Origin of the sequence: Gelidibacter salicanalis (assembly GCF_007997285.1) — a bacterium.
In the GTDB taxonomy this organism is placed as follows: Bacteria; Bacteroidota; Bacteroidia; order Flavobacteriales; family Flavobacteriaceae; genus Gelidibacter; species Gelidibacter salicanalis.
Map to the genome: position 1 here is coordinate 73,506 of NZ_VORX01000004.1, position 22,204 is coordinate 95,709.

The window sequence follows — 22,204 nt, forward strand, 5'->3', positions numbered from 1 at the left end:
GGGCACGGATAGACCTCACATGTTTTAATACTTGTGAGGTCTTTTTATTTTATGCAATAATCGGGGTAGAGCAGTGGTTTACTCTTCAAATACCATATGTTGGTACGCACCTAAATCTGGTGCAGCAGTTCTTGATTGTTTGAGAAGGTCAAAAGGCACCTGATTTGAATATAAATTTGGCCCAACCACATTTATGGCGGCTGAATTCTGGCCAATGCTCAAATTATTCTTTTGAGGATCTCGGAAATCAGGATCTTGGTTATACACCACGTTGTCGTATAAGGCCGTGTTTTTAAAATCGTAATTTGCGTCGGTTCCAAAACGGTTATTGGGATCGTCAAATTTGACCAAACTATTGGTGAATTTAAAGTTGAAATCGGCGCCCGGTTCTTCTTCTAAGAGAAATTCAGGATTGTCATTTCCGTAAATGATGCAATTATTAAAATTGGCTGCTGAAAGGGCATTGGTTTTAACTGAATCATCTTCTAAAATTTCAAAATTATTAAGGTAGAGGGCAGGAAATTGTCGGAAACTATTTGACCAGTAATTGGCTATGGTGCAATGGGTGAAATTATAAGATCCTCCGTAAGTGCCTGCAAAAGCTGATTGCCCCGCGATATTAAACACCACGTTTTCTGCAGTAATTGAAGTGGCGCGACCTAAAATCCCGAAATTACTCGAGTTATAGATTTTAGAGTTTTTGATGGTTAACTTCGGGATGTTTGTGTTTTGATTATTCTCCGCAAGAATTCCAATGGTGGCATTCTTAATGGTTGCATAATTAAACTCATTTTCCTTGCTCCCCTGAAACAACCAAATAGTGCCCCATTGTCCTGGAATATTTTTAAACAACGGTTCTAAACGGTCGCTTTCAAAAATGACTTCATTGACCATAGTGGTTTGGTCAGGGCTAAATGCACCGTTCACCTTTAAGGATGCGTTTTTAGTTATCAAAATACCTGAATTAGAATGAAAATGGACGCGTGCGCCTGCATCTATTGTGAGGGTTTTATTCTCAGCGACTCCCGCATATCCATAAATGACGTAAGGTTTAGCGTTAGTAAACTTCAATTCTGAATCGTTTAAAAATCGACCTTGAATCTCAGTTTTATCGGCAACACCATCGTCATCTAAGTCGAAGGTTAAGGTTTCTACTAGTCCTTGCGAATCTTTATTCGGATAGATGAAAACGGCATCTTTCACCAGGGTGACCAGATTAACTTTCTGCAGATTGGTACCACGATCAAATTCAATCACATCCGTATATAAAAACTGATTTTTTGAAGTGACGAGAGTCTGAATATCGATGGTTGTTTCAATAAATATGAACAGGCTGTCTTTGGCTAATATTTCAACATTCTGAAATTCTTTTCCCGCCATACCATCAACATTAAGTCGGTAGCTTGAAGCCTGACCTTGACCCAATCGTAAAGTTGGAATGGAGATGTCCTGATCTGATCTATTAAACACTTTTAAATTATAGGTGCTGGAGCCAATATTTGTAAATACAGTATCTAAATATACCGTGTTTTTGGAAAAGGTTAATTCACCTTGACTCGGTTGAAAGTCGAAATCTTTACGGCATGAACTCCATAAAATTAGGGTAAGACATGTAAGACAAAAGTAAAGGCTTCTTTTCATTGTGACGTTCCGTTCATATAAGATTCAAAAATATAACTTTTGAAATTATGAAGTTGCTTGAACGCTTTAATTAATTTAGTAATGTCTCAAGTAAAGCAATTTTTATAAGCAGATTCTCAAAAGATTAGAAAGAGTATTAAAGCAGCAGATGCAAAACTTTGGTTAACGCTGTTGACTTTCGGCAAGGATTACTCTAAATCCCTCACTATATTCTAAAAATTTGTCAATTAGATAAATGCTGTTTTCGGACTGTAGAAGTAAGGAAGACATGTTTTTCGTCTCACAATATGTAAAGAAAAGATGTTTATAATCTTTGGTAATATTCAAATTTAGGAGTAGAAAGTTGTCGTTAAAAAAAGGATCCTTTTCAAATAAAGTGGCTAAATCTGATGCTTCTACCGTGGTTTCAACAACTTCTTCTGGCTGGTTATCTTTTGGCGTTTTACGAGCGAAAAGTTTTTGAATGCGCCTACCAATCTCTAAAAAATCAATTGGACCGGCGTTCGCATTTGGTCTTCTGTACAAGTGGGGGTTGCGCTCGACATCCGTCTTAAATTGTTTGTTAATCCTATTGGTCTCTTCCTTTTCGTCCATTTTTTTTTCGGCAATAGGTCCTTTAATATCCACTTCGTCCAATTCATTGAGGATTTTTTTAAGTTCGAAAACCTGATCGCCTTCCATATGTGTTTTTAAAACGACAACTTGTTTGGTGTGATGAAATAGCGAACTGAAGAGCAGCGTATCGTTGATTTGCGCGTAAATTGTAAAATTACCACGACCGTCAGTTGATGTGATACTTTTGGAACTGACGTTCATTATTTTGGCACCTGAAATAGGCGCTTCCGCGTCATATAGCGTTCCTGTAATTTGTTGTGAAAACATTATTGAAGTGCACAGACAGAAGAAAAACGTAATTTTAAACACTAGGGATTGGTTTGGTTGAGAGTAAATTAAACCAATTTAGGGGTACGCAAGTGGTTTGTTAAGAGACTTTAACAGCTTTTTTAATTTTAATTTAACTAAAAAGTGTTCGGATCTCGTCGGTAATTCGTGCGGGTTTCATATTATGTTGTGCCACCAAGCACCATTTGGTCGCTGAAGACGCCAAAAGCTTATCGGTATTCTTGTTATAAATTTCGACCATTCGGATGCAAGTAACTCCACCAGATTCTTTAATATACGTTTTAAGAGTCAACACATCACCTAGAATAGCAGGATTTTTGTAAGAGATGTCATGATTTAGAAGTACCCAAAAATAGTCTTCGAGCATTTGTTTAGTAGCAGTGGTATTCCAATGTTGTTCCGCGACATCTTGCACCCATTGCACATACCGGACATTATTGACATGGTTGAGGTGATCCAGATCATCTTGTGTGACAATGATATGTATTTCGAAAGTTTGCATAGGATTTCAGTTAATCGTTATTTGACAATGTAAAGTTATTCTGACCTCATAAATAACTGTAACTATTTCACGAAAACTTCTACTTCAAACAATTTATCCCAATCTTTTCCCGTCACAAAAATGGTCTTTGTGGTAGGGTTGTAGGCAATACCATTTAACACGTCCAAATCTGGATGTTGTTTTACTAGCTTTTGTAGTGGTGAGAAATCAATCACGCCTTCTACTGCGCCATTTTCGGGATTAATGATCAACACGCCATTTCGTTGATAGATGTTCGCGTAGATTTTGCCGTTGATGTATTCTAATTCATTCAAATTATCAATTTTTCCGGTATTGGTAAAAATTTGGATATAGTCCTCTTCAGCTAAAGTTTCTGAATTAAGCTTCCATATCTTATTGCTGCCATCTGATTTATAAATAACTTTTCCGTCATTACATAATCCCCAGCCTTCTTTGCTCTTCCCGTAATTAAAACTTCCAGTTTTCTCTAATGTTTCTGCGTTGTAAACTAAACCAATGCCTTCTTTCCAAGTGAGTTGATATACCTTATCATTCAGTACCGTAAGACCTTCGCCAAAAAATTGATTGTCGAGATTGATACTTTTAATATTCTCTCCAGTTTCATGCTTTACCTTGCGCAATTTAGATTCGCCATATTGCCCTGTACTTTCATACAATATTCCGTTATAAAATTCTAAGCCTTGAGTATAGGATGTGATGTCGTGTGGATATTCATTAAGAATTTTGTAGCTATAAATAACCGGAGCTTTATCATTTAAAACTGTAATGTTTGTAGAGGTTTCCTCCGAAGTATCCTCATACGTTACTTTGGCCGTCAATTGATGCACGCCTAAAGGTAAATTGTTGGTCGTAAAATTATCTTCTACTGTTTTACCATTTAAGTGATAGGTGATTTCTGAGATGGTTTTGTTTTTTGGATTGTCAATAGACAATTTAAGGGTCTCACCTAAGGCAATTGTATTGTTCGTAGCACCTGTTTTAAGAGAAAAGTTGCTTTTTTTACCGTTTGGATTATCACCACATGTCCATAATAAAAGACTTAAGACAGTGATTATAAAAAGTTTAGTTGAAGACATCATTGTTTTAATTTTTAAAGCAAGGTATTTAATTAAATTCAGTTTAAAAAATCATTGCAAAAGTAGTAAAAGATTGTATCTTTGCAGCTGGCAAGTCCTACACAACCAGCTCCTGCTGAATCCTCCAGGGCGGGAACGCAGCAAAGGTAAGTGGTCGTAGCGGTGTGATGTAGGTAGCTTGCCTTTTTTTATGCGCTATAGTGAAATCCTTTTCTTAAGGAAACTTCTTTTACATATCTTCTTCCTATTTTAGCTTCCAGAAACGAGTTCAAACTCAAATTACACATTTTTTAATCAGTTAGTTTACATGTCTAAAGTTGTATTAATTACCGGTGGATCATCAGGAATTGGTAAATCTGTGGGTGAATATTTATCCCAAAAGGGGTTTACGGTTTATGGCACCAGCAGAAGCCCTGAACGTTACCCTGACAGTATGTTTAGTTTGGTGAAATTGGACGTGGCGGATTCAGATTCTATAAATGAAGCCGTTAAAACCGTTTTAGCGAAGAGTGGACGTTTGGATGTTTTAATCAACAATGCTGGCGCTGGCATCACTGGACCGATTGAGGAAATTCCAGATGCTGAAATTAAACGCAATTTCGAGACCAATTTCTTTGGACCAATCCGTGTTATTAAAGCAGTATTACCACAAATGAGAGTCCAAAATTCGGGTCTTATTATTAATGTCACTTCAATTGCGGGATATATGGGCTTGCCTTACAGAGGTGTGTACAGTGCTAGTAAAGGAGCGTTAGAATTAATTACCGAGGCCTTTCGAATGGAAATTAAAGCATTTAATATTCACATGACCAATGTGGCACCGGGAGATTTTGCCACCAATATAGCTGCAGGACGGTATCATGCTCCAATTTTGGAGAATTCGCCTTATAAAAAACAATATGCAGACACCCTAAAATTGATGGACTCCCACGTCAGCAGTGGCAAAGATCCGCAGCTCATGGCCGATGCGATTTATAAAGTCATCACGATAACACATCCTAAAATTCATTATAAGGTAGGGGAGTTCATGCAAAAATTTTCTATCGCACTAAAGCGCATCTTACCAGACAAGGTGTACGAACGTATGCTGATGAATCATTATAAATTATAAGCCTAAAATCCGCGCTAAGCTGTTGATATGTTTTAATTAAATTAAAACAGACCTCGTACATATTAATTGTAACTTTGCAGCACTTTAAAAACACAACTAATATATATTATTTTCTATGAAATTTTTTATCGATACCGCTAATTTAGAGCAAATTAAAGAAGCCCAAGACATGGGTATTTTAGATGGTGTTACCACCAATCCGTCATTAATGGCTAAAGAAGGCATTACAGGAACGGACAATATCATGAAACACTATGTTAACATTTGCAATTTGGTAGATGGAGATGTTAGTGCAGAGGTTATTGCTACAGATTTTGAAGGCATGGTAAGAGAAGGAGAAGCGTTAGCGGAACTTCATGAGCAAATTGTGGTGAAGTTACCAATGATTAAGGACGGCGTAAAAGCGTGTAAATATTTTAGCGATAAAGGCATCAAAACAAATATGACTTTAGTGTTTTCTGCAGGGCAAGCGTTATTGGCAGCAAAAGCGGGTGCCACTTATGTGTCGCCATTTATTGGTCGTTTGGATGATATCTCAACGGATGGATTGAACCTTATTGCAGAAATCAGAATGATTTATGATAACTACGGTTTTGAAACTGAAATTTTAGCGGCTTCCGTGCGTCACACAATGCACGTCATTGATTGTGCTAAATTAGGAGCTGATGTTATGACTGGTCCATTAAGTTCTATTACAGGCTTGTTGAAACACCCATTGACGGATATCGGTTTAGAGCAATTTTTAGCAGACTACAACAAAGGAAACTAATTTTTTAGCACCTATAGATTAAAAGAGGCTCCAAAACGGAGCCTTTTTTTATTGATTTAATTCTTTCAGTTTATCTTCAAATGTATTGTGGAACATGTTGTAGTATGTATCTACAATGCGTAAATCCTCATCTATCATAATCATTTTGTAAACACTATTAATGACCAGGGTTTGCTTCGCGTTGATAGGATCTTTAAATTGATATTCATTCTCACTGGAAAACTTGAATTCATCTAAAGTTTTTTTCCAATATTTCTTATCATTATCGTTGATGTTAATGGCTATAAAATTAATATTAGGATACTTTTTCTTTAAGTCCATGATCTTAAAATGGCTGTTCTTATAATGTATCTTCAGATTAGAAGACCAGAAATAAATAACTGTGGGCTTGCTAATGATGGTGCTGAGCGCGAGGACTTCGTTATCATAATTTACCAAGTCGACATCAGGAATAACCTTGCCTGGTTTCAATTTCCGAATAGCGGTAGCTAAACCTTGGATGTATTCTTTATCTTGAGGGTTGGTGCTTTTGCTGAGGTAAGAGTCTACAATTACCGCCACATCTGTAGAGTCTTCGCAAACCGAAATAAAATCACGTGCCGTATTTCTTAATAATTTATTTTTTATGGTGTCATTGGAAACGCGATCGTTCATCAATTTTAGTTTCTCCAAATTATAAATCACGGAATTTTTATTAAAGATGGCTTGCTCATCTGAATTTGCGTAAAATTCTTCCAGAGCCATATTATTGAAATGGGAATATAAAAAGCGATTGTAAATAAAGAAATCGCTAAGAGTGCTAATGTTGTAGTCGATATCATCTCTATAGGCGTAAAATTGGGCAGGCAATTCTTTATAGTTCCTTAAATTTCTGTAACCATAATACGCAAAAGGATACATTTCCTTGGTGCTGTAATAACTATAATTAATACTTGTTTGTGCAATTTTATCAAAAAGAGGAGAAAGCGTTTTTTTATCGGAAAAGTCGGAAAGTTCAGTAAGGCGTTCAGTGCGGGCAGAATCAATGTATTTTTCAAAACGTTCTGGTTGCATCTGGGAAATATTCATGAAATTGCCCTGATCGGCTTCATTTTCAAGAAATATTTTCACTAAAAAATTATTCTTTTTAGCACCTGAACCTGTAAAAACCAACGATTCGTCAAAATCAATAGTATTTAATCGCAGCATCACACTATCCTGTGGTTCTAAAAGCACCATTTGGTATTGTCCACCATGGATGAACGTGTAAAGGCCAGATTGTAGTGGGTCTAACTTGGTAAAAAAACGATTGCTTTCGTTTAAAAATAAAGTGTCCGAAGTTTCAGATTGGCTGTTTGGAGAGTAAAGTAACACATAGTCGTTGGTTGGGTTGATAATTTCACCTCCAAAGTAAGCAGCACCTTCCGCATCATTAGTGTTTTTTTTGCAACCCATGAGCATTGACAAAAGCATTAATGACATAATGTAGATTCTCATAAACTAAAAAGATTAGGTGCTGGGTGCGTTGCAAACAAAAATAAAACTAGTTTGTGCACTTTGTTGTTAAGGCGCTGTTAAATGTTTAGATATACCCTGTCGTAAATGTCTTTTATCTCAGGTAGATACTGATATTTCCGAATATTCACCACTGTAAGTTGACCTCTTAAATAGCGACCAATAAGTTTCATAAAATGGTTGTAATTTTATACTTTTGCAGCTTATTTAAAACCTATAAAATGTTATCAGTTTCTAATCTTTCAGTTCAGTTTGGCAAACGCATCCTTTTTGACGAAGTCAACACTTCTTTCAACCAAGGCAATTGCTACGGTATTATTGGCGCTAACGGTGCCGGAAAGTCCACTTTCTTAAAAATATTAGCTGGCAAAATGGACCCAACTTCTGGCCATGTGCATTTGGAGGCCGGGAAGCGTATGTCAGTTTTGGAGCAAGACCACAACTTGTATGACGAGCATACGGTATTGGAAACCATCATTATGGGGAACAAACCTCTTTATAATCTTAAAAGTCAGATTGATGCATTATACGCGGATTATACCGATGAAAATGCTGATAAAATTGGTGAGCTTCAGGTGCAATTTGAAGAAATGAACGGATGGAATGCGGATAGTAACGCTGCTGCCATGTTATCTAATTTAGGGATTAAAGAAGAGTACCATTACACGTTGATGAAGGATTTGGATGGGAAACAAAAAGTACGGGTCTTATTAGCTCAAGCGTTATTTGGAAATCCTGATGTATTGATTATGGATGAGCCTACCAACGACTTGGATTATGAAACCATTTCGTGGTTAGAAAACTTTTTGGCGAATTACGAAAACTGTGTGATTGTGGTATCTCACGATAGACACTTTTTAGATTCGGTTTGTACGCATATTTCTGACATCGATTTTTCGAAAATTAACCATTACTCCGGTAACTATACATTTTGGTATGAGTCTTCTCAATTAGCGGCGAGACAACGTTCACAACAAAATAAAAAGGCTGAAGAGAAGAAAAAGGAATTGGAAGAGTTTATACGTCGTTTTTCTGCCAACGTTGCAAAGTCTAAACAAGCCACTAGTAGAAAGAAGATGATCGAGAAATTGAACATTTCGGATATCAAACCTTCTAGCCGACGTTATCCGGCCATCATTTTTGAGCGCGATAGAGAAGCTGGAGATCAGATTTTGAACATCAACGGTCTTACGGCATCTTTAGAAGGGGAGATATTATTTCAAAATGTAGATATCAACTTAGCGAAAGGCGATAAAGTTGTCGTTTACTCCAAAGATTCTAGAGCTACCACAGCCTTTTATCAAATTTTAAATGGTAAGGAAAAAGCAGATAAAGGGGAATATAATTGGGGAATTACCACTACGCAATCTTATTTACCATTAGACAATAGTGAGTTTTTTGACAACAATTTGACACTTGTCGATTGGTTACGTCAATGGGCTACTACTGAAGAAGAGCGCGAAGAAGTTCATATTCGTGGCTTTTTGGGTAAGATGATCTTTAGTGGCGAAGAAGCTTTAAAGACATCAAATGTTTTGTCTGGAGGAGAGAAAGTACGATGTATGTTAAGTAGAATGATGATGATGAGAGCTAATGTATTAATGTTGGATGAGCCTACCAATCACTTGGATTTGGAAAGTATTACAGCATTCAATAATTCTCTAGCTAACTTTAAAGGAACGGTGCTGTTCACCACTCATGATCATGAGTTCGCACAAACCGTAGCCAATAGAATTATTGAATTGACTCCGAATGGTGCTATTGATCGTTACATGACTTTTGACGAGTATATGGACGACAAGAAAATAAAAGAATTAAGAGATAAGATGTATGCAGTAAACGCCTAATCTTAAAAATATATTTAATATAAACCCTGAGTCTATTCAGGGTTTTTTTGTGCTTTTAAGTCAGAATTTGCAAGCTCTACAATAGGAAGAGCCTTGGTAAGTTCGTCCTCACTGACGTAAATGTCTTGAAACCCTTGAATAGGAGAACCAAAGCCTGCCAGTCTTCCGGATTCAGACTCATCCTTAACAACGGCACGGATGCCGACTTCCTCCAGCCGATTGATGATCATTTGTGCATAAATGAAATTTCCTGAAAAAACTTTGATATAATTAGTGTCCGCCATGTCGTGATCTTTAATTCATAAGTAAGATACGCAAAAAATTTAATTGCGAATAAAAACGAAGCCATTTAGTCCATCAAATTAAAACGGAAAATATAAAACCGTCATTTAAATATTATCGTAAGTGTTTCAGAATACAAACTTAAAATTCACAACTATGAAAATGACAAAATTATTTACCGCAACCTTATTATTTGGAGCACTATTTATTGGACTAACAGGTGTTGCTCAAAACAAGATGATGAAGCAAGACACCAAAATGGTTGGTGGTGCTGAAATGTTCCCAACTAAAATATCGTAGAGAACGCGATCAATTCAAAAGACCATACTACTTTAGTAGCGGCCGTTAAAGCAGCTGACTTAGTAGACGTGTTGTCTGGTAAAGGACCGTTTACCGTGTTTGCACCAACAAATGCAGCTTTTGATAAGTTACCAATGGGCACAGTGGAAACCCTAGTAATGAAAGAAAATAAAGCGCAGTTGCAATCTATTTTAACTTATCACGTAATTGCAGGTAAATTGACTGCTAAAGAAATATCAAAATTAATTAAGAAAGGGAAAGGGAAAGCGGCAATTAAAACGGTTAGCGGCGGAACATTAACGGCTTTTAAAAAAGGTAAGGCTATTTATATTACAGATGAAAATGCTAATTCTGCCATGGTAACCATTGCTGATGTCATGCAATCGAATGGGGTGATTCACGTCATTGATGCTGTACTTTTGCCAGGGGCTAAAAAATAGATTTACAATACTAAATATATGTAATACAAAAGCCACCTCAATTGAAGTGGCTTTTTATATTTTTATGCTGAAGTTATTTGTCAATAGATCCCAATACACGAGACATAAAACTGTTTAAGGCTTCTTTTTTAGGTGTACCATCCTTTACCATCTTGTGGACTTCTAAGGCGCCGTACATATTAGAGATTAACTCTCCAATAACATCCAACTCTTCATCTTTTAAAGAAGGCACTTCGGTTAGGTTTTCCAAGGTTTCGATAGTCTCTACTACAAAATCTTCATCATTGTCCTCAATAAATTGAGTCAAGTGTTTAATTACTGGTAACTTCATTGACTAAATCTTTTAAAACTTCATATTTGTTGGTCTGTACCTGATTAACAAAAGCTCCATTTTTGAAGATGGCGAACGTAGGTAAATTATCTACTGAGGCCAATTTTCTTGAATCTGGAAACTTTTCAGCATCAGCCATCACAAAAGTCATATGTTCGTTTTCCGTTGCTAATTTTTTAAATTTTGGTTTCATAATTCTGCAATTACCACACCAAGTAGCGGAATATTGTACCACTACAGTATCATTTTCTGACACTAATTGTTCTAAATTATCTTGTTCTAATTCCTTTACCATAATATCTGTTTTTTAAAAAGTTAACTAAGGAAAATGAGACAATCTTAATACACTCTTCAAGATTGCCTCTTTGCATATCTTATAACAATCTAAATTAGTTTAAGTGCGCTTTTAAGTATTCAGCAGTACCTTTGGCATTAGCTTGCATCGCATCTTTTCCTTCTTCCCAGTTTGCTGGACAAACTTCACCTTTTTCCTGTACGTGCGTGTAAGCATCAATTAAACGTAAAAATTCATTTACATTTCTACCAAGTGGCATATGGTTAACACTTTCATGAACTACAGTACCCTCTTCATCAATGATGTAAGTGGCTCTGTAAGTCACGTTGTCTCCATCTACTGTTACATGTCCTGTTTCTTCGTCGTAAGTTTCATTGGTAATATCTAAAATCCCTAACGTAGAGGCAAGATTTCTATTGGAGTCAGCTAAAATTGGATAAGTAACGCCTTCAATTCCACCGTTATCTTTAGAGGTGCTCAACCACGCAAAATGAACTTCTGCAGTGTCACATGATGCACCAATGACTATCGTATTACGTTTTTCAAACTCACCTATGGCTGCTTGAAAAGCGTGTAACTCCGTTGGACATACAAACGTGAAATCTTTTGGATACCAAAAAAGTAAAACTTTTTTATTATTTTTTTTTGCTTCTTCAAGAACGTTAAGTTTGAAGGTGTCACCCATCTCATTCATTGCGTTCACTGATAAATTTGGAAATGTTCTTCCTACAATTGCCATATTCTATTTTATTTTAAATTACTATTATTTTCTCCTACAAAACTATCTCTTTAGTTTTGCAATAGCTATAGTAATTTATTATATAAAATTATATTGCAATAAATTTTAGCTATGGTAAAATTGTTTTAAGATGTTAGGTTAATTAAGCTTGCTTGTTAAGATCGGCCGTGGTGAGTTGTCTAATTTTAATTCGGAAGGCGGCAAAGAGAAGCGTCATAAACGGACTTAACCAGTTAAAAATGGCATAGCCGGCATAGTGCATGGTATCTACCCCCAAAACGCCACTGTGGTACGCGCCACAGGTATTCCATGGTACTAATACTGAAGTTACGGTGCCACTATCTTCTAATGTTCTGGATAGATTTTCAGGTGCAAGTCCCTTATCGCGATACGCTTGAGCATACATTTTTCCTGGTACCACAATTGCTAAATATTGATCACTAGCCGTAAGATTCAATGCTAAACAACTGGCTACCGTACTTGCGAAAAGGCCAAATGTGGTGTGAAATAATTTCAATAGTGCTTTACTAATTGCAGACAGGGCACCAATGCCATCCATAATACCTCCAAATACCATGGCACAAAGTATTAACCACACTGTTCCTAACATGCTAGACATGCCTCCAGAGGAGAACAGATCTTTCAGAGCTTCATTATTCGTTGGGATGGAGGTTTCTATAGTAATAGCATCCATAAGGCCTTTATAACCTGTATAAAATGTTAAGGAGCCGCCGCCGCCAACTGCGGCAACAATATTAGGTTGAAAAATGAGTGCCGCAGCAGCCGCGGATAGCGTGCCTATAAGAAGTGCTACTAGAGGCGGTGTTTTTCTGATTATTAATATGATGACGAGTAATGGTACTACAAATAACCATGGACTCACGTTGATGGCTTCATCTACAGCTTTTATGATACTTTCAGTATTTGCAGTTCCTGTGGTGTCAATGTTTAAACCAATAACAATGAATACGATCAGAGTGACAATAAGTGTTGGTACTGTAGTATAGAGCATATAGCGAATATGGGTAAACAAATCTGTGCCAGCCATAGCTGGAGCTAGGTTGGTCGTGTCACTCATTGGCGAGATTTTATCCCCAAAATAAGCGCCTGAAAGAATCGCACCTGCCGTCATGCCCAGAGACACACCCAGGGCTTCTGCGATGCCTATCAATGCAATACCTACAGTGGCTGACGTCGTCCAGCTGCTGCCCGTTGCAACTGAAATAATCGCACAAATAATGACGCAGGCGGCTAGGAATATGGTCGGATTTAAGATTTGTAATCCGTAGTAAATCATGGTCGGAATAATGCCACTGATCAGCCAGGTTCCAGCCAATGCACCCACCATGAGCAGAATGAGAATGGCACTGCCGGTACTTTTAATGTTTTCAGAGACCTCTTCCAACATTTGTTCAAAGCTCACTTTGTTGAAAACTCCTACCACAGCCGCAACGGCACCTCCCAATAATAATATAAATTGATTGGATCCTCCTAAAGCATCACCTCCATACACATACACATTATACGCAAGCATGCCTACTAAAACGAACACAGGAATTAGGGCTTCCCAAATATTAAGTTCTTTATTTTCAATGATGTGTTCATCCTGAGGTTCTCTTGGTTTAATGTCTTTACTTTCCATTAAGAAGTTTGGTATTTTGATTAGGTGAATGTTCGAGTACGTAATGTTACGATTTTAGGCAAACCTATGCAAATCAAATTGAGATCTGAAGCTATAGGATTGAGTTTTAAAAATTTCTTAAAGGTGAATTCTATTGGTGAATGGTCTTAAAATGTCAGCAATTATTCTAAAAATAATAAATAATCAAACCAAAACACCAGTGCATATACACTGGTGTTTTTCAAATAGGATAATGAGAAGTGTGAAGTTAAATATGGACATCAACACATTAGTATAATTTTAAAAAGGCTTACTCTACTATTTTTAATTCTTTCATACAGGCATGCATCATGGAATAGGTTCTTTCAATATCCGCGTCCAAACCGATAGAAAATCGGATCAAGCCATCACTAAGGCCCATTTCCCTTTGTTCGTCTTCAGGTATTTCGGAAGAGGTTGAACTCCCTGGTGCACTAAACAAGGTTTTGTAAAATCCTAGACTCACGGCGAGGTATCCTAGGTTTTGCTTTTGCATTAATTCCATTAGAGCATTGGCGTTGTCAAGAGAGCCAACGTCTACCGTAAGCATACCTCCAAACCCGTATTTTTCATTCATCATCATTTTAAACAATTCGTGTGATGGGTGTGACTCGAGACCTGGATAAACCGTTTTCAATCCGTCCTTTTCAAATTTTTCGGCTAAATATTTAGCGTTCACGCTGTGTTGTTGCATACGGATATGCAAGGTTCTTAAATTCTTTAAAATAGAAGCCGCTCGTAAACTGTCCATGGTAGAGCCCAAAAGCATGCAGGCGCCGTCATTGACACTTCTTAAGTCGTCAATAAATTGTTGCGTGCCACAAACCACCCCTCCAACAGTATCACTAGAGCCGTTAATAAATTTGGTTAAACTGTGAATCACGATATCCGCTCCCAATTGGATAGGCGAGATGGACAATGGTGAGAAGGTATTATCTACCACCAACTTTAAGTTATGCTTTTTTGCCAGTGCGGATAAAGCTTTGATATCCGCAACTTCCAATAAGGGGTTGCTTACGGATTCGCAATACAAAACTGTTGTCTTTGCAGTAATTGCGGCCTCTACAGTTTCCAACTTGGTAATATCTACAAACGAGGTTTCAATATTAAAACGAGGCGTAAAGTTTTTCAGAAAGGCATACGTGCCGCCATAAATTGTGCGGCTAGATACAATATGATCTCCAGCGCCACACAATTGCATCAATACTGCCGTAATAGCGCCCATTCCAGAAGCAGTTACATTAGCGGTTTCTGTGCCTTCCATAGCAGCCAAAGCTTGACCTAAATGCAGATTGGAAGGGGTTGAATGACGCGAGTAAAGGTAGCACCCATCTGCGTTGCCCTCAAACGTGTCGAACATGGTTTTTGCCGATAGAAAGGTGTAGGTTGAAGAGTCGGATATGGAAGGGTTGACACCTCCAAATTCTCCAAAATATTGTAAATCTTGTATGTTATTTGCTGGTTTGAATGCCATAAGTATATTATAATTTAGGTGAATATTTGAATCAAATATCCCTTTTTTTAGAAGATTAATCAATAGATGTGAGTAATGTTAGATAATAAATCTAACATATAGTAGTTTTTTAGAGGTTAAATCTTTTTTATGTCATATTTTTGTGTTTCATTAGAAAAATTTTCCTTTATGAATTTTGATGCCATCGATAAAAAACTGTTGAAACTCCTTCAAGCCAATAGTAAACAAACCAACAAGGAGCTGTCCAATAAATTGAATCTTTCTGTTACAGCAGTCTACGAACGGATTAAGAAACTGGAAAAGGAAGGAGTGATTTCTAATTATGTGGCCTTGATTCAAAAGGAAAAAGCAAACAAGAATTTTTTAGCGTTTTGCCATATTAAATTGGTGCAGCATACCCAAGATTATGTCATTAAGTTTGAGCGAGAAGTAGCGAATTTGGAAGAAGTGATGGAATGTTACCATATCAGTGGAGACTATGATTACCTTTTAAAAGTTATTGTTTCAGATATGGAGGCGTTCCGGGAATTTATGGTCAACAAATTAACCTCGATCAATCATATAGGAAGCACTCACAGCATGTTTGTAATCAATGAGGTGAAACATACAACCGCCATCATGATATGACGTATTTGAAGGGCTTTCCTAGTCATCAAACGAAGATCTATTTTTAAGTTCTACTGCTATCAAACAAAATGCACACCAATATCTACCTATCTTAATAGTGTAGGGCACCTTTTTATTAATCTTGTAGGAGCGACTGTCATCCCTTCAAAGTTTTTTAAAATCCTAGGTGGTTATTCGTAAAACGTGAATCAAAATCGTATTTTTGTGGTTGAATTTAACAAACATCAAAAAACAATTTTATGAATTCATATGATGTAGCCATTATTGGCTCTGGTCCTGGAGGATATGTAGCTGCAATTCGTTGCGCACAATTAGGCATGAAAACTGCAATTATTGAAAAATATGCAACACTTGGCGGCACCTGCCTTAATGTAGGTTGCATCCCAAGTAAAGCGCTTTTAGATTCTTCACATCATTATGAAGATGCAGTTAAGCATTTTGAGGAGCACGGTATTGATATTCCTGGTGATATTAAAGTGAATCTTAAACAAATGATTGCCCGTAAACAGTCGGTAGTTGATCAAACTACTGTGGGTATTGAATTCTTGATGAAGAAAAACAAAATTGATGTTTATCAAGGCATAGGAGCATTTAAAGATGCTACCCATATCACTGTAACAGGTGAAAAAACAGAAGAAATTGAAGCAAAACATATCATTATCGCTACAGGAAGTAAACCATCAAGCTTACCATTTATCACTTTAGATAAAGAGCGCGTAATTACGTCTACTGAAGCTTTAAAGTTGAAAGAAATTCCAAAGCATCTTATTGTTATTGGTGGTGGAGTTATTGGTTTGGAACTTGGTCAGGTGTACAGAAGATTAGGATCTGAAGTGACCGTCATTGAGTATATGGATCGTATCATCCCTACTATGGACGCGGGATTGTCTAAAGAGTTGACTAAGGTATTTAAGAAAGCTAAATTCAATGTGAACGTCTCTCACAAAGTGAAATCTGTAGAACGCAATGGCGATGAAGTGATTGTTAAAGCGGACAATAAAAAAGGTGAAGAAGTTGAATTTAAAGGTGATTATTGTTTGGTATCAGTAGGGCGCCGTCCTTTTACTGATGGCTTAAATGCTGAAGCTGCTGGTGTAAAATTGACCGACAGAGGCCAAATTGAAGTAAATGAACACTTACAAACCAACGTTAAGAATATTTATGCGATTGGTGACGTGATTAAAGGCCCAATGTTAGCCCATAAAGCTTCAGAAGAAGGTACTTTGGTGGCTGAGGTTATCGCTGGTCAGAAACCACATATCGACTATAACCTAATTCCAGGCGTGGTTTACACTTGGCCAGAAGTTGCCGCGGTAGGGAAGACTGAGGAAGAATTGAAAGAAGCAGGTGTTGCTTATAAAACAGGCCAATTTCCGATGCGTGCTTTAGGCAGAAGCAGAGCGAGTATGGATTTGGACGGTTTTGTTAAAGTTCTTGCAGATAAAACTACAGATGAAATATTAGGTGTTCATATGATTGGCGCACGTGCAGCTGATATGATTGCAGAGGTTGTGGTTGCGATGGAATACAGAGCATCAGCAGAAGATATTGCCCGTATGTCTCATGCGCATCCTACATTTGCTGAAGCTACCAAAGAAGCAGCACTAGCGGCGACTGAAGACAGAGCGTTACATATTTAAACACACAAAATTATACAGAATTGAAAAAGGCAAACCCATTAGGATTTGCCTTTTTTGCTTTAATTGAGTTCATGCATCAAATCAATAATGCGAAGTTTATGGGTGTAATCGGACTCATTGACATCTCTAACTAAACAATATGCGTTGACAGCCTTGTTTTTCACCTTCTTTAAAAGCTCTTTTAAAGTATAGGGTCCATATTCCTTAAAACGTTGAATATAGTAAAACTGATGCTCAGTAATGAGTTGAGTAGCCTTTTTAAGATACTTGTCCTTAAAGTATTGTTGCACATCCTCTTTAGTGTCGATGGTAGTTTCATAGGCGCTGGAATTGATAAAGAACGCATAGTCTTCAGATTCCTTTTGATTCAATACTAACATGTCCTTGTCTTTATAATACGCTTTAATCAAGATCATACCATCTGCCGTAGTAATGGAAATGAAATTGGAGTTAATAAAACTCCAACGGGTTTTGGTCACCTGATTATCTTCAGAAATTAGCAGTACATTATTAGGTTTAAAAAGATACACTGCCTTGGCTTCGTCAATGCCATTAATTAAAACCCACTTTTGATTTATAAACTGCGTGTCATAATGCAGTGCGTATTCGAATGGTTGTAATCGTGGGACAATATCGTTTAGTATAGCTCTCAAAATACAGGTAGGTTAAAGATGAAGGCACAATTGCGCGTTTATGATTTTCAACTTAAAGCTACTCTTTATATTCAATTAACCATATTTCAACGACTTAGGGAGCTTTTTTTAGGTGAAGTGAATTTTTAGGGTATGAAATTCATCTTTCACCTATAAAAGTTACCGCTTAACACCCAAAAACCTCTAGAAAATAACAAAGGGAACAACAATATTAAAATTGTTTATTCCCTTTGCTTGTTGTATTCCTATTACTAGCATTACCTAGCAAGTACAATGGGTGTGTTCTCAGCTCATTAAATGGGCACCCCAATACTTACACTAAGATAATCAAAATTTTGATTCAAACGCACTAGTTTTCAAAACTTTAACATTTTTATTTTGTTTCTGCTTTATCCGCCACAATGCGATTTGGTCTGTTGGCTAATTCCCACGCTGTATGAAATACTAGTCTTGCTCGGTTCTCCAACAAATCATATTCAATCTTGTCTGGCGTATCTGACGGTTTGTGATAATCGTCGTGAGTCCCGTTAAAATAGAAGATAATTGGCACATTGTTTTTGGCGAAATTATAATGATCAGAACGGTAATAAAAACGGTTAGGATCATTCTCATCATTGTAAGTATAGTCTAATTCGATATTGGTAAATTGTTTGTTCACCGCTTCAGAGACATCGTGTAGCTCCGTACTTAATTTATCAGACCCGATTAAATAAATATAATTTCTATCGCCTTTGCGTTTAGGATCTATACGTCCAATCATGTCAATATTAAGATTGGCCACGGTGTTTTCCAACGGGAAAATAGGATCAATATCTGCATAATAGCTAGATCCTAATAAGCCTTTTTCTTCACCAGTGACGTGTAAGAATAGGATTGATCGTTTAGGACCGTGTCCAGCTTCTTGAGCCATTTTAAAAGCTTCAGCAATTTCTAGGATGGCTACTGTACCTGATCCGTCATCATCAGCGCCATTATAAATTTCACCATTTTTGATGCCTTCGTGATCTAAATGCGCAGAGAGCACAATAATCTCGTCTGGTTTTTCTGAACCTCTAATAAAGGCCACTACGTTTTCAGAATTAACATCTTCCGAATTGCTAGTCACCTTAATTTTTAAATTTGACGCTACCTTTTTCGAGGCGTCATCTGTAGCAATACCTTTTAATAAGGCTTCTCCTAGTTTATCACTAATCAAGATTTGAAGCATGGCCTCTTCTTTATCTTTTAGTGAGATACGACCATCATTTCCTGATTGTGCCGCAGATTCCATATACTTGGATACCATTTTTAAATACGAATCGTCCATAACCAAGAGCGCTTTTACTTCTTTTTTACGCGCCACATCTCTTTTAGAAGATAAGGCTTGACGACCTACTGACCATTTTGTGTCCTCTTTAGTACCAGAGGTAACATAGGTGCCATCAGCATTTCTTGGCTCACCAGCCTTAATTAAAACAATTTTACCTTTTACATCTAGATCTCTGTAGCTTGAGTATTTAGCATCTTCAATTCCATATCCAGCATAGACAATATCAGCTGCATTTATAGTTTGTGTTGCAGCGGAACCAGACATTACTAAATCTTCATAATTTTTAAAGACCACGCCATTAACGGTAAGTTCTGTTTCAGGTGCTTTTTGGTTTAATAAAGGTACTTCCTGAAAATAATCACCTTCCGCAATTGGCGAAGGAATTCCCATGGTGATATAATGTTGCTTTAAATATTCCACTGCCATTTTCTGACCTTTCTCTCCAGTGTGGCGTCCTTCAAATTCGTCGGATGCAAAGGTGTATAACATCTCCTTTAATTCATCACTGGTAATACTCTTGGCATATGCTGCAGGATCTGCAGGAAGCATTGGTTCAACTTTGGTAGTCTCCTGGGTTTTGGTGCCACAACTGAATGTTGTGAGGGCGATACCCGCAATTATTAATAGCTTTTTCATTAATATTTTATTATGTGTTAGAATAAGATGTGCGATAATACAAAAAAACCGTGCATGCTTAGATTAAGCGCCAATTCATTTAACAAACTTTAACAATTGAAAGTCCGCATTTTAAAGCTCGTCAAGTTTAAGTTTATGATCGCTATTTACCAAATACCAAGCGGTGGCAAATATGAGTTGGGAGCGTTTCTGTAGAAGTGGGTAATTAATTTTATCAGGCGTATCTGTGAGCTGGTGATAATCTTTATGTTCGCCATTAAAGTAAAATATAACTGGAATTCCACGAAAAGCAAAATTATAATGGTCAGAACGGTAGTAATATCTATTGGCTTCCTCGTCGTCATTATATTTATAATCGAGCTCTAAGTCTGTAAATTGCGCGTTGGCCGCTTCAGAAACATAATGTAGCTCCGTACTCAGCCGATCCGCTCCAATAATATAGATGTAGTTATCATTTTGGAGTGTTTCATAATGCGGGTCGACCCGTCCAATCATATCAATATTTAAATTCGCGATCGTATGATCTAAGGGATAAATAGGATGTTTCACATAATAATGAGAACCCAATAGTCCTATTTCTTCGGCAGTTAGGTGTAAGAATAAAATACTTCGTTTAGGACCGTGACCTTCATTTTTGGCGGTCATAAAGGCTTTGGCAATCATCATTACCGCTGCAGTGCCCGATGCATTGTCATCCGCACCATAATATGTAGTCTCATCGGTAACACCCAAGTGATCGAGATGTGCAGAAATAATTAGGAGTTCTTCAGGATGTGTCGAACCTTCAATATAGGCGAGCACATTTTGAGAAGATGGGCTGCTTTTATTAAAATAAGACTCGGGAATGTTCTGATAATAGTTGTCACCACTTAAAGGCGATGGAATGGCATTTTTCAGGTAAAAATCCTTTAAATATAAAGAAGCTTTATCGAACCCTACACGTCCTGTTTCTCTGCCTCCAAATTCGTCAGACGCCAAGGTGTGCACATGTATACTCAATGCCTCAGCTGTGATTGTTTGGCTATATTTAGTTACTGCTTCTGGATTTTCAAATGCAATGCTTTCTTTTAGATCTTCAATTTTTTGGGTATGACTGGGGATGGCACATGAGCCAACTAAAGAGAAGGCAGTTACAATAAGGAGGATTTTCATGTATAATTGGGTGTTACTTTCTTTTGAGAATCGATAACTATGGTTTAAGGTCTGGAAATAATAGTAGAGATACTTTATCAATTTACTGTTCTTGCATTTGATCTTGTCGCTCAGCTTCTAATTCCTCTAAAGTTTTTGGAGGTCGCTCCATACTGGAATCATCCAACTGTTCCTTGGGTTCAATGATTTCAACCTCTGGAGTGGGAAATAGCGATTTGTAGCTAGTAATGCCTAAGGAGATGAGCGTTAATAGGAAAATAAGTTGAATTGTTTTTTTAGGAAGTTGAGGTTTTTTAGATAAATAGAAGGCGATCAAACCAAAAATTAAGGCTAAAACCGTAAGTATATAAGCTATTGGGAATTGCGGAGTGACTGATAAAATCAATGCTAGGGCGGCCGCACAAATTCCTAGAATGATGAAAAATTGTCTCATAAGTAATTATATTGTAAATATGTAATTGTTGTCCATACTCATAGAATCCTTTGGGATGGACTAAGCAAAGTCAAATATATTTCATTTAAATAACATACAGTTTTAAAACCAAAGTGGAAATTATAGACTCTTGTTAAACATTTCCCAAATTAGTAATAGCATCAATTTTTCACTCTATTGGGTCACCGCTTGGGCAATTCTAATTGTAATTTTATAAAACAGAAAAATAAAATATAAATCTAAAACTCAAATATTATGAATTCAGATCAATTCGAAGGAAAATGGAAACAGATTAAAGGTGATTTCAAAAAGAAATATGGTGAAATTACTGATGATGAATATACGGAAGCTGAAGGTAACTTTGATAAGTTAGCTGGGAAAGTTCAAGAACGCTACGGCAAATCAAAAGAAGATTTAAAAAATGAAATCGATAGTTGGTAGAATCTAAAGCGATTTTAATGAAAGAGTTCTCTAGTCTTATTGATTTGAGAACTTTTTTTATACCGCTACTTTGGAATACAAACTCCTATTGTAGAGAGCACTTAAAAAACTGTAATGATAAGAGACGATTTGCGACTATAAGACGTGCAACTTAGCGCTTATTTTGAGTGGTCGTAAGTTATATAGCGCACGATGTTGAGACCAAAAAAATGAAATGGAACTAATGGAAAATCAAGAAGATAAAAAGCAGAATAATAGAAAAGATGATGAAAAGCGTCAGCCAGAATCTGATGCGACTCATCCGAACACACCTAATGAAAAAGAGTGGGATCCTGATAGGGATGACCATACAGAGACGGAGAAAGATAAATTAGACGCCATCAAGAGCATTAGAAAAAAAACGAAATCGTCTGATAAATAATACCTAA

The 22,204-nt window shown here is 36.9% G+C and carries 22 protein-coding genes, 1 other RNA gene and 1 pseudogene; 9 read left to right on the forward strand and 15 right to left on the reverse strand.

The genetic code is table 11. The features are described 5' to 3' along the window. Positions 1–78: 78 nt before the first annotated feature. The 4 genes from ES711_RS09645 to ES711_RS09660 form a co-directional block, all read right to left on the reverse strand. Positions 79–1,641, reverse strand: coding sequence for a right-handed parallel beta-helix repeat-containing protein (locus tag ES711_RS09645; protein ID WP_146893020.1), 1,563 nt, complete (start codon positions 1,639–1,641; stop codon positions 79–81). A gap of 162 nt (positions 1,642–1,803) precedes the next feature. Then, on the reverse strand, positions 1,804–2,523 hold the full coding sequence (locus tag ES711_RS09650; protein WP_146893022.1) for a carboxypeptidase-like regulatory domain-containing protein: 720 nt from the start codon (positions 2,521–2,523) through the stop codon (positions 1,804–1,806). Between the two features lie 133 nt (positions 2,524–2,656). Next, entirely contained in the window at positions 2,657–3,046 is a 390-nt protein-coding gene (locus tag ES711_RS09655; RefSeq protein WP_146893024.1) for an acyl-CoA thioesterase, read from the reverse strand. 62 nt (positions 3,047–3,108) lie between these two features. Beyond that, positions 3,109–4,146, reverse strand: a complete 1,038-nt coding sequence (locus ES711_RS09660; protein WP_317129866.1) for a glutaminyl-peptide cyclotransferase — start codon at positions 4,144–4,146, stop codon at positions 3,109–3,111. An 85-nt stretch (positions 4,147–4,231) separates the two neighbouring features. Here ES711_RS09660 and ffs point away from each other — a divergent pair. The 3 genes from ffs to fsa all read left to right on the forward strand — a co-directional run bounded on the left by ffs (position 4,232) and on the right by fsa (position 6,023). Next, an RNA gene (gene ffs / locus ES711_RS09665) (signal recognition particle sRNA small type) lies at positions 4,232–4,330 on the forward strand. Positions 4,331–4,450: 120 nt separating this feature from the next. Next, positions 4,451–5,254 (forward strand): SDR family oxidoreductase, encoded by an 804-nt coding sequence (locus ES711_RS09670; protein WP_146893026.1) that lies wholly within the window; start codon positions 4,451–4,453, stop codon positions 5,252–5,254. Between the two features lie 115 nt (positions 5,255–5,369). After that, the gene (fsa, locus tag ES711_RS09675; protein WP_146893028.1) at positions 5,370–6,023 is read left to right on the forward strand and encodes a fructose-6-phosphate aldolase; all 654 of its coding nucleotides are present in this window, start codon (positions 5,370–5,372) and stop codon (positions 6,021–6,023) included. A 48-nt stretch (positions 6,024–6,071) separates the two neighbouring features. On the opposite strand, the gene ES711_RS09680 is transcribed toward fsa, so the two are convergent. After that, complete coding sequence (locus tag ES711_RS09680) at positions 6,072–7,499, reverse strand: hypothetical protein (protein WP_146893030.1); 1,428 nt, start codon at positions 7,497–7,499, stop codon at positions 6,072–6,074. 239 nt (positions 7,500–7,738) lie between these two features. Here ES711_RS09680 and ES711_RS09685 point away from each other — a divergent pair, with 239 nt between their 5' ends. After that, positions 7,739–9,364 carry an ABC-F family ATP-binding cassette domain-containing protein gene (locus ES711_RS09685; RefSeq protein WP_146893032.1) on the forward strand — a complete coding sequence of 542 codons (1,626 nt, stop codon included), beginning with the start codon at positions 7,739–7,741 and terminating at the stop codon, positions 9,362–9,364. Positions 9,365–9,396: 32 nt separating this feature from the next. Here the strand turns inward: ES711_RS09685 and ES711_RS09690 are convergent, their stop codons facing one another. After that, positions 9,397–9,648, reverse strand: coding sequence for a putative signal transducing protein (locus ES711_RS09690; protein WP_146893034.1), 252 nt, complete (start codon positions 9,646–9,648; stop codon positions 9,397–9,399). A 154-nt stretch (positions 9,649–9,802) separates the two neighbouring features. Here ES711_RS09690 and ES711_RS09695 point away from each other — a divergent pair. Further along, positions 9,803–10,386 (forward strand): annotated as a pseudogene (locus ES711_RS09695) (fasciclin domain-containing protein). A gap of 73 nt (positions 10,387–10,459) precedes the next feature. Here the strand turns inward: ES711_RS09695 and ES711_RS09700 are convergent. From ES711_RS09700 to ES711_RS09720, 5 genes are all read right to left on the reverse strand, one after another. Next, entirely contained in the window at positions 10,460–10,717 is a 258-nt protein-coding gene (locus ES711_RS09700) for a DUF6952 family protein (protein WP_146893036.1), read from the reverse strand. Then, the gene (locus ES711_RS09705) at positions 10,698–11,012 is read right to left on the reverse strand and encodes a thioredoxin family protein (RefSeq protein WP_146893038.1); all 315 of its coding nucleotides are present in this window, start codon (positions 11,010–11,012) and stop codon (positions 10,698–10,700) included. The genes ES711_RS09700 and ES711_RS09705 overlap by 20 nt, the downstream gene beginning before the upstream one ends. A 94-nt stretch (positions 11,013–11,106) precedes the next feature. After that, positions 11,107–11,751 (reverse strand): peroxiredoxin, encoded by a 645-nt coding sequence (locus tag ES711_RS09710; RefSeq protein WP_146893039.1) that lies wholly within the window; start codon positions 11,749–11,751, stop codon positions 11,107–11,109. Positions 11,752–11,893: 142 nt separating this feature from the next. After that, on the reverse strand, positions 11,894–13,393 hold the full coding sequence (gene nhaC / locus ES711_RS09715; RefSeq protein WP_146893041.1) for a Na+/H+ antiporter NhaC: 1,500 nt from the start codon (positions 13,391–13,393) through the stop codon (positions 11,894–11,896). A 289-nt stretch (positions 13,394–13,682) separates the two neighbouring features. Further along, positions 13,683–14,885 carry an aminotransferase class I/II-fold pyridoxal phosphate-dependent enzyme gene (locus ES711_RS09720; protein ID WP_146893043.1) on the reverse strand — a complete coding sequence of 401 codons (1,203 nt, stop codon included), beginning with the start codon at positions 14,883–14,885 and terminating at the stop codon, positions 13,683–13,685. A 168-nt stretch (positions 14,886–15,053) separates the two neighbouring features. Between ES711_RS09720 and ES711_RS09725 the strand changes: the two genes are divergently transcribed. Beyond that, positions 15,054–15,512 (forward strand): Lrp/AsnC family transcriptional regulator, encoded by a 459-nt coding sequence (locus ES711_RS09725; protein ID WP_146893350.1) that lies wholly within the window; start codon positions 15,054–15,056, stop codon positions 15,510–15,512. Positions 15,513–15,751: 239 nt separating this feature from the next. Continuing rightward, entirely contained in the window at positions 15,752–17,152 is a 1,401-nt protein-coding gene (gene lpdA / locus ES711_RS09730) for a dihydrolipoyl dehydrogenase (protein ID WP_146893045.1), read from the forward strand. A 59-nt stretch (positions 17,153–17,211) separates the two neighbouring features. Here the strand turns inward: lpdA and ES711_RS09735 are convergent, their stop codons facing one another. From ES711_RS09735 to ES711_RS09750, 4 genes are all read right to left on the reverse strand, one after another. Further along, positions 17,212–17,805 carry a hypothetical protein gene (locus ES711_RS09735; RefSeq protein WP_146893047.1) on the reverse strand — a complete coding sequence of 198 codons (594 nt, stop codon included), beginning with the start codon at positions 17,803–17,805 and terminating at the stop codon, positions 17,212–17,214. A 373-nt stretch (positions 17,806–18,178) separates the two neighbouring features. Further along, entirely contained in the window at positions 18,179–19,750 is a 1,572-nt protein-coding gene (locus tag ES711_RS09740; protein ID WP_146893049.1) for a M28 family metallopeptidase, read from the reverse strand. A gap of 111 nt (positions 19,751–19,861) precedes the next feature. Continuing rightward, positions 19,862–20,902, reverse strand: coding sequence for a M28 family peptidase (locus ES711_RS09745; RefSeq protein WP_146893050.1), 1,041 nt, complete (start codon positions 20,900–20,902; stop codon positions 19,862–19,864). 82 nt (positions 20,903–20,984) lie between these two features. After that, a complete protein-coding gene (locus ES711_RS09750) occupies positions 20,985–21,335 on the reverse strand; it encodes a sulfite exporter TauE/SafE family protein (protein WP_146893052.1) in 351 nt (116 codons plus the stop codon). 255 nt (positions 21,336–21,590) lie between these two features. Between ES711_RS09750 and ES711_RS09755 the strand changes: the two genes are divergently transcribed. Both ES711_RS09755 and ES711_RS09760 read left to right on the forward strand, forming a co-directional pair. Continuing rightward, on the forward strand, positions 21,591–21,776 hold the full coding sequence (locus ES711_RS09755) for a CsbD family protein (protein WP_146893054.1): 186 nt from the start codon (positions 21,591–21,593) through the stop codon (positions 21,774–21,776). A gap of 214 nt (positions 21,777–21,990) precedes the next feature. Continuing rightward, complete coding sequence (locus ES711_RS09760; RefSeq protein WP_146893056.1) at positions 21,991–22,197, forward strand: hypothetical protein; 207 nt, start codon at positions 21,991–21,993, stop codon at positions 22,195–22,197. Positions 22,198–22,204 lie beyond the last annotated feature (7 nt).

Excerpts from the sequence above, each read along its gene's own strand:
- ES711_RS09760 (WP_146893056.1), top strand. The coding sequence starts at position 21,991 with ATGGAACTAATGGAAAATCAAGAAGATAAAAAGCAGAATAATAGAAAA.
- ES711_RS09645 (WP_146893020.1), bottom strand. The coding sequence starts at position 1,641 with ATGAAAAGAAGCCTTTACTTTTGTCTTACATGTCTTACCCTAATTTTA.
- ES711_RS09685 (WP_146893032.1), top strand. The coding sequence starts at position 7,739 with ATGTTATCAGTTTCTAATCTTTCAGTTCAGTTTGGCAAACGCATCCTT.
- lpdA (WP_146893045.1), top strand. The coding sequence starts at position 15,752 with ATGAATTCATATGATGTAGCCATTATTGGCTCTGGTCCTGGAGGATAT.
- ES711_RS09690 (WP_146893034.1), bottom strand. The coding sequence starts at position 9,648 with ATGGCGGACACTAATTATATCAAAGTTTTTTCAGGAAATTTCATTTAT.
- ES711_RS09670 (WP_146893026.1), top strand. The coding sequence starts at position 4,451 with ATGTCTAAAGTTGTATTAATTACCGGTGGATCATCAGGAATTGGTAAA.
- ES711_RS09700 (WP_146893036.1), bottom strand. The coding sequence starts at position 10,717 with ATGAAGTTACCAGTAATTAAACACTTGACTCAATTTATTGAGGACAAT.
- ES711_RS09745 (WP_146893050.1), bottom strand. The coding sequence starts at position 20,902 with ATGAAAATCCTCCTTATTGTAACTGCCTTCTCTTTAGTTGGCTCATGT.
- ES711_RS09725 (WP_146893350.1), top strand. The coding sequence starts at position 15,054 with ATGAATTTTGATGCCATCGATAAAAAACTGTTGAAACTCCTTCAAGCC.
- ES711_RS09710 (WP_146893039.1), bottom strand. The coding sequence starts at position 11,751 with ATGGCAATTGTAGGAAGAACATTTCCAAATTTATCAGTGAACGCAATG.
- ES711_RS09660 (WP_317129866.1), bottom strand. The coding sequence starts at position 4,146 with ATGATGTCTTCAACTAAACTTTTTATAATCACTGTCTTAAGTCTTTTA.
- ES711_RS09720 (WP_146893043.1), bottom strand. The coding sequence starts at position 14,885 with ATGGCATTCAAACCAGCAAATAACATACAAGATTTACAATATTTTGGA.
- ES711_RS09680 (WP_146893030.1), bottom strand. The coding sequence starts at position 7,499 with ATGAGAATCTACATTATGTCATTAATGCTTTTGTCAATGCTCATGGGT.
- ES711_RS09705 (WP_146893038.1), bottom strand. The coding sequence starts at position 11,012 with ATGGTAAAGGAATTAGAACAAGATAATTTAGAACAATTAGTGTCAGAA.
- fsa (WP_146893028.1), top strand. The coding sequence starts at position 5,370 with ATGAAATTTTTTATCGATACCGCTAATTTAGAGCAAATTAAAGAAGCC.
- nhaC (WP_146893041.1), bottom strand. The coding sequence starts at position 13,393 with ATGGAAAGTAAAGACATTAAACCAAGAGAACCTCAGGATGAACACATC.
- ES711_RS09750 (WP_146893052.1), bottom strand. The coding sequence starts at position 21,335 with ATGAGACAATTTTTCATCATTCTAGGAATTTGTGCGGCCGCCCTAGCA.
- ES711_RS09755 (WP_146893054.1), top strand. The coding sequence starts at position 21,591 with ATGAATTCAGATCAATTCGAAGGAAAATGGAAACAGATTAAAGGTGAT.
- ES711_RS09740 (WP_146893049.1), bottom strand. The coding sequence starts at position 19,750 with ATGAAAAAGCTATTAATAATTGCGGGTATCGCCCTCACAACATTCAGT.
- ES711_RS09650 (WP_146893022.1), bottom strand. The coding sequence starts at position 2,523 with ATGTTTTCACAACAAATTACAGGAACGCTATATGACGCGGAAGCGCCT.
- ES711_RS09655 (WP_146893024.1), bottom strand. The coding sequence starts at position 3,046 with ATGCAAACTTTCGAAATACATATCATTGTCACACAAGATGATCTGGAT.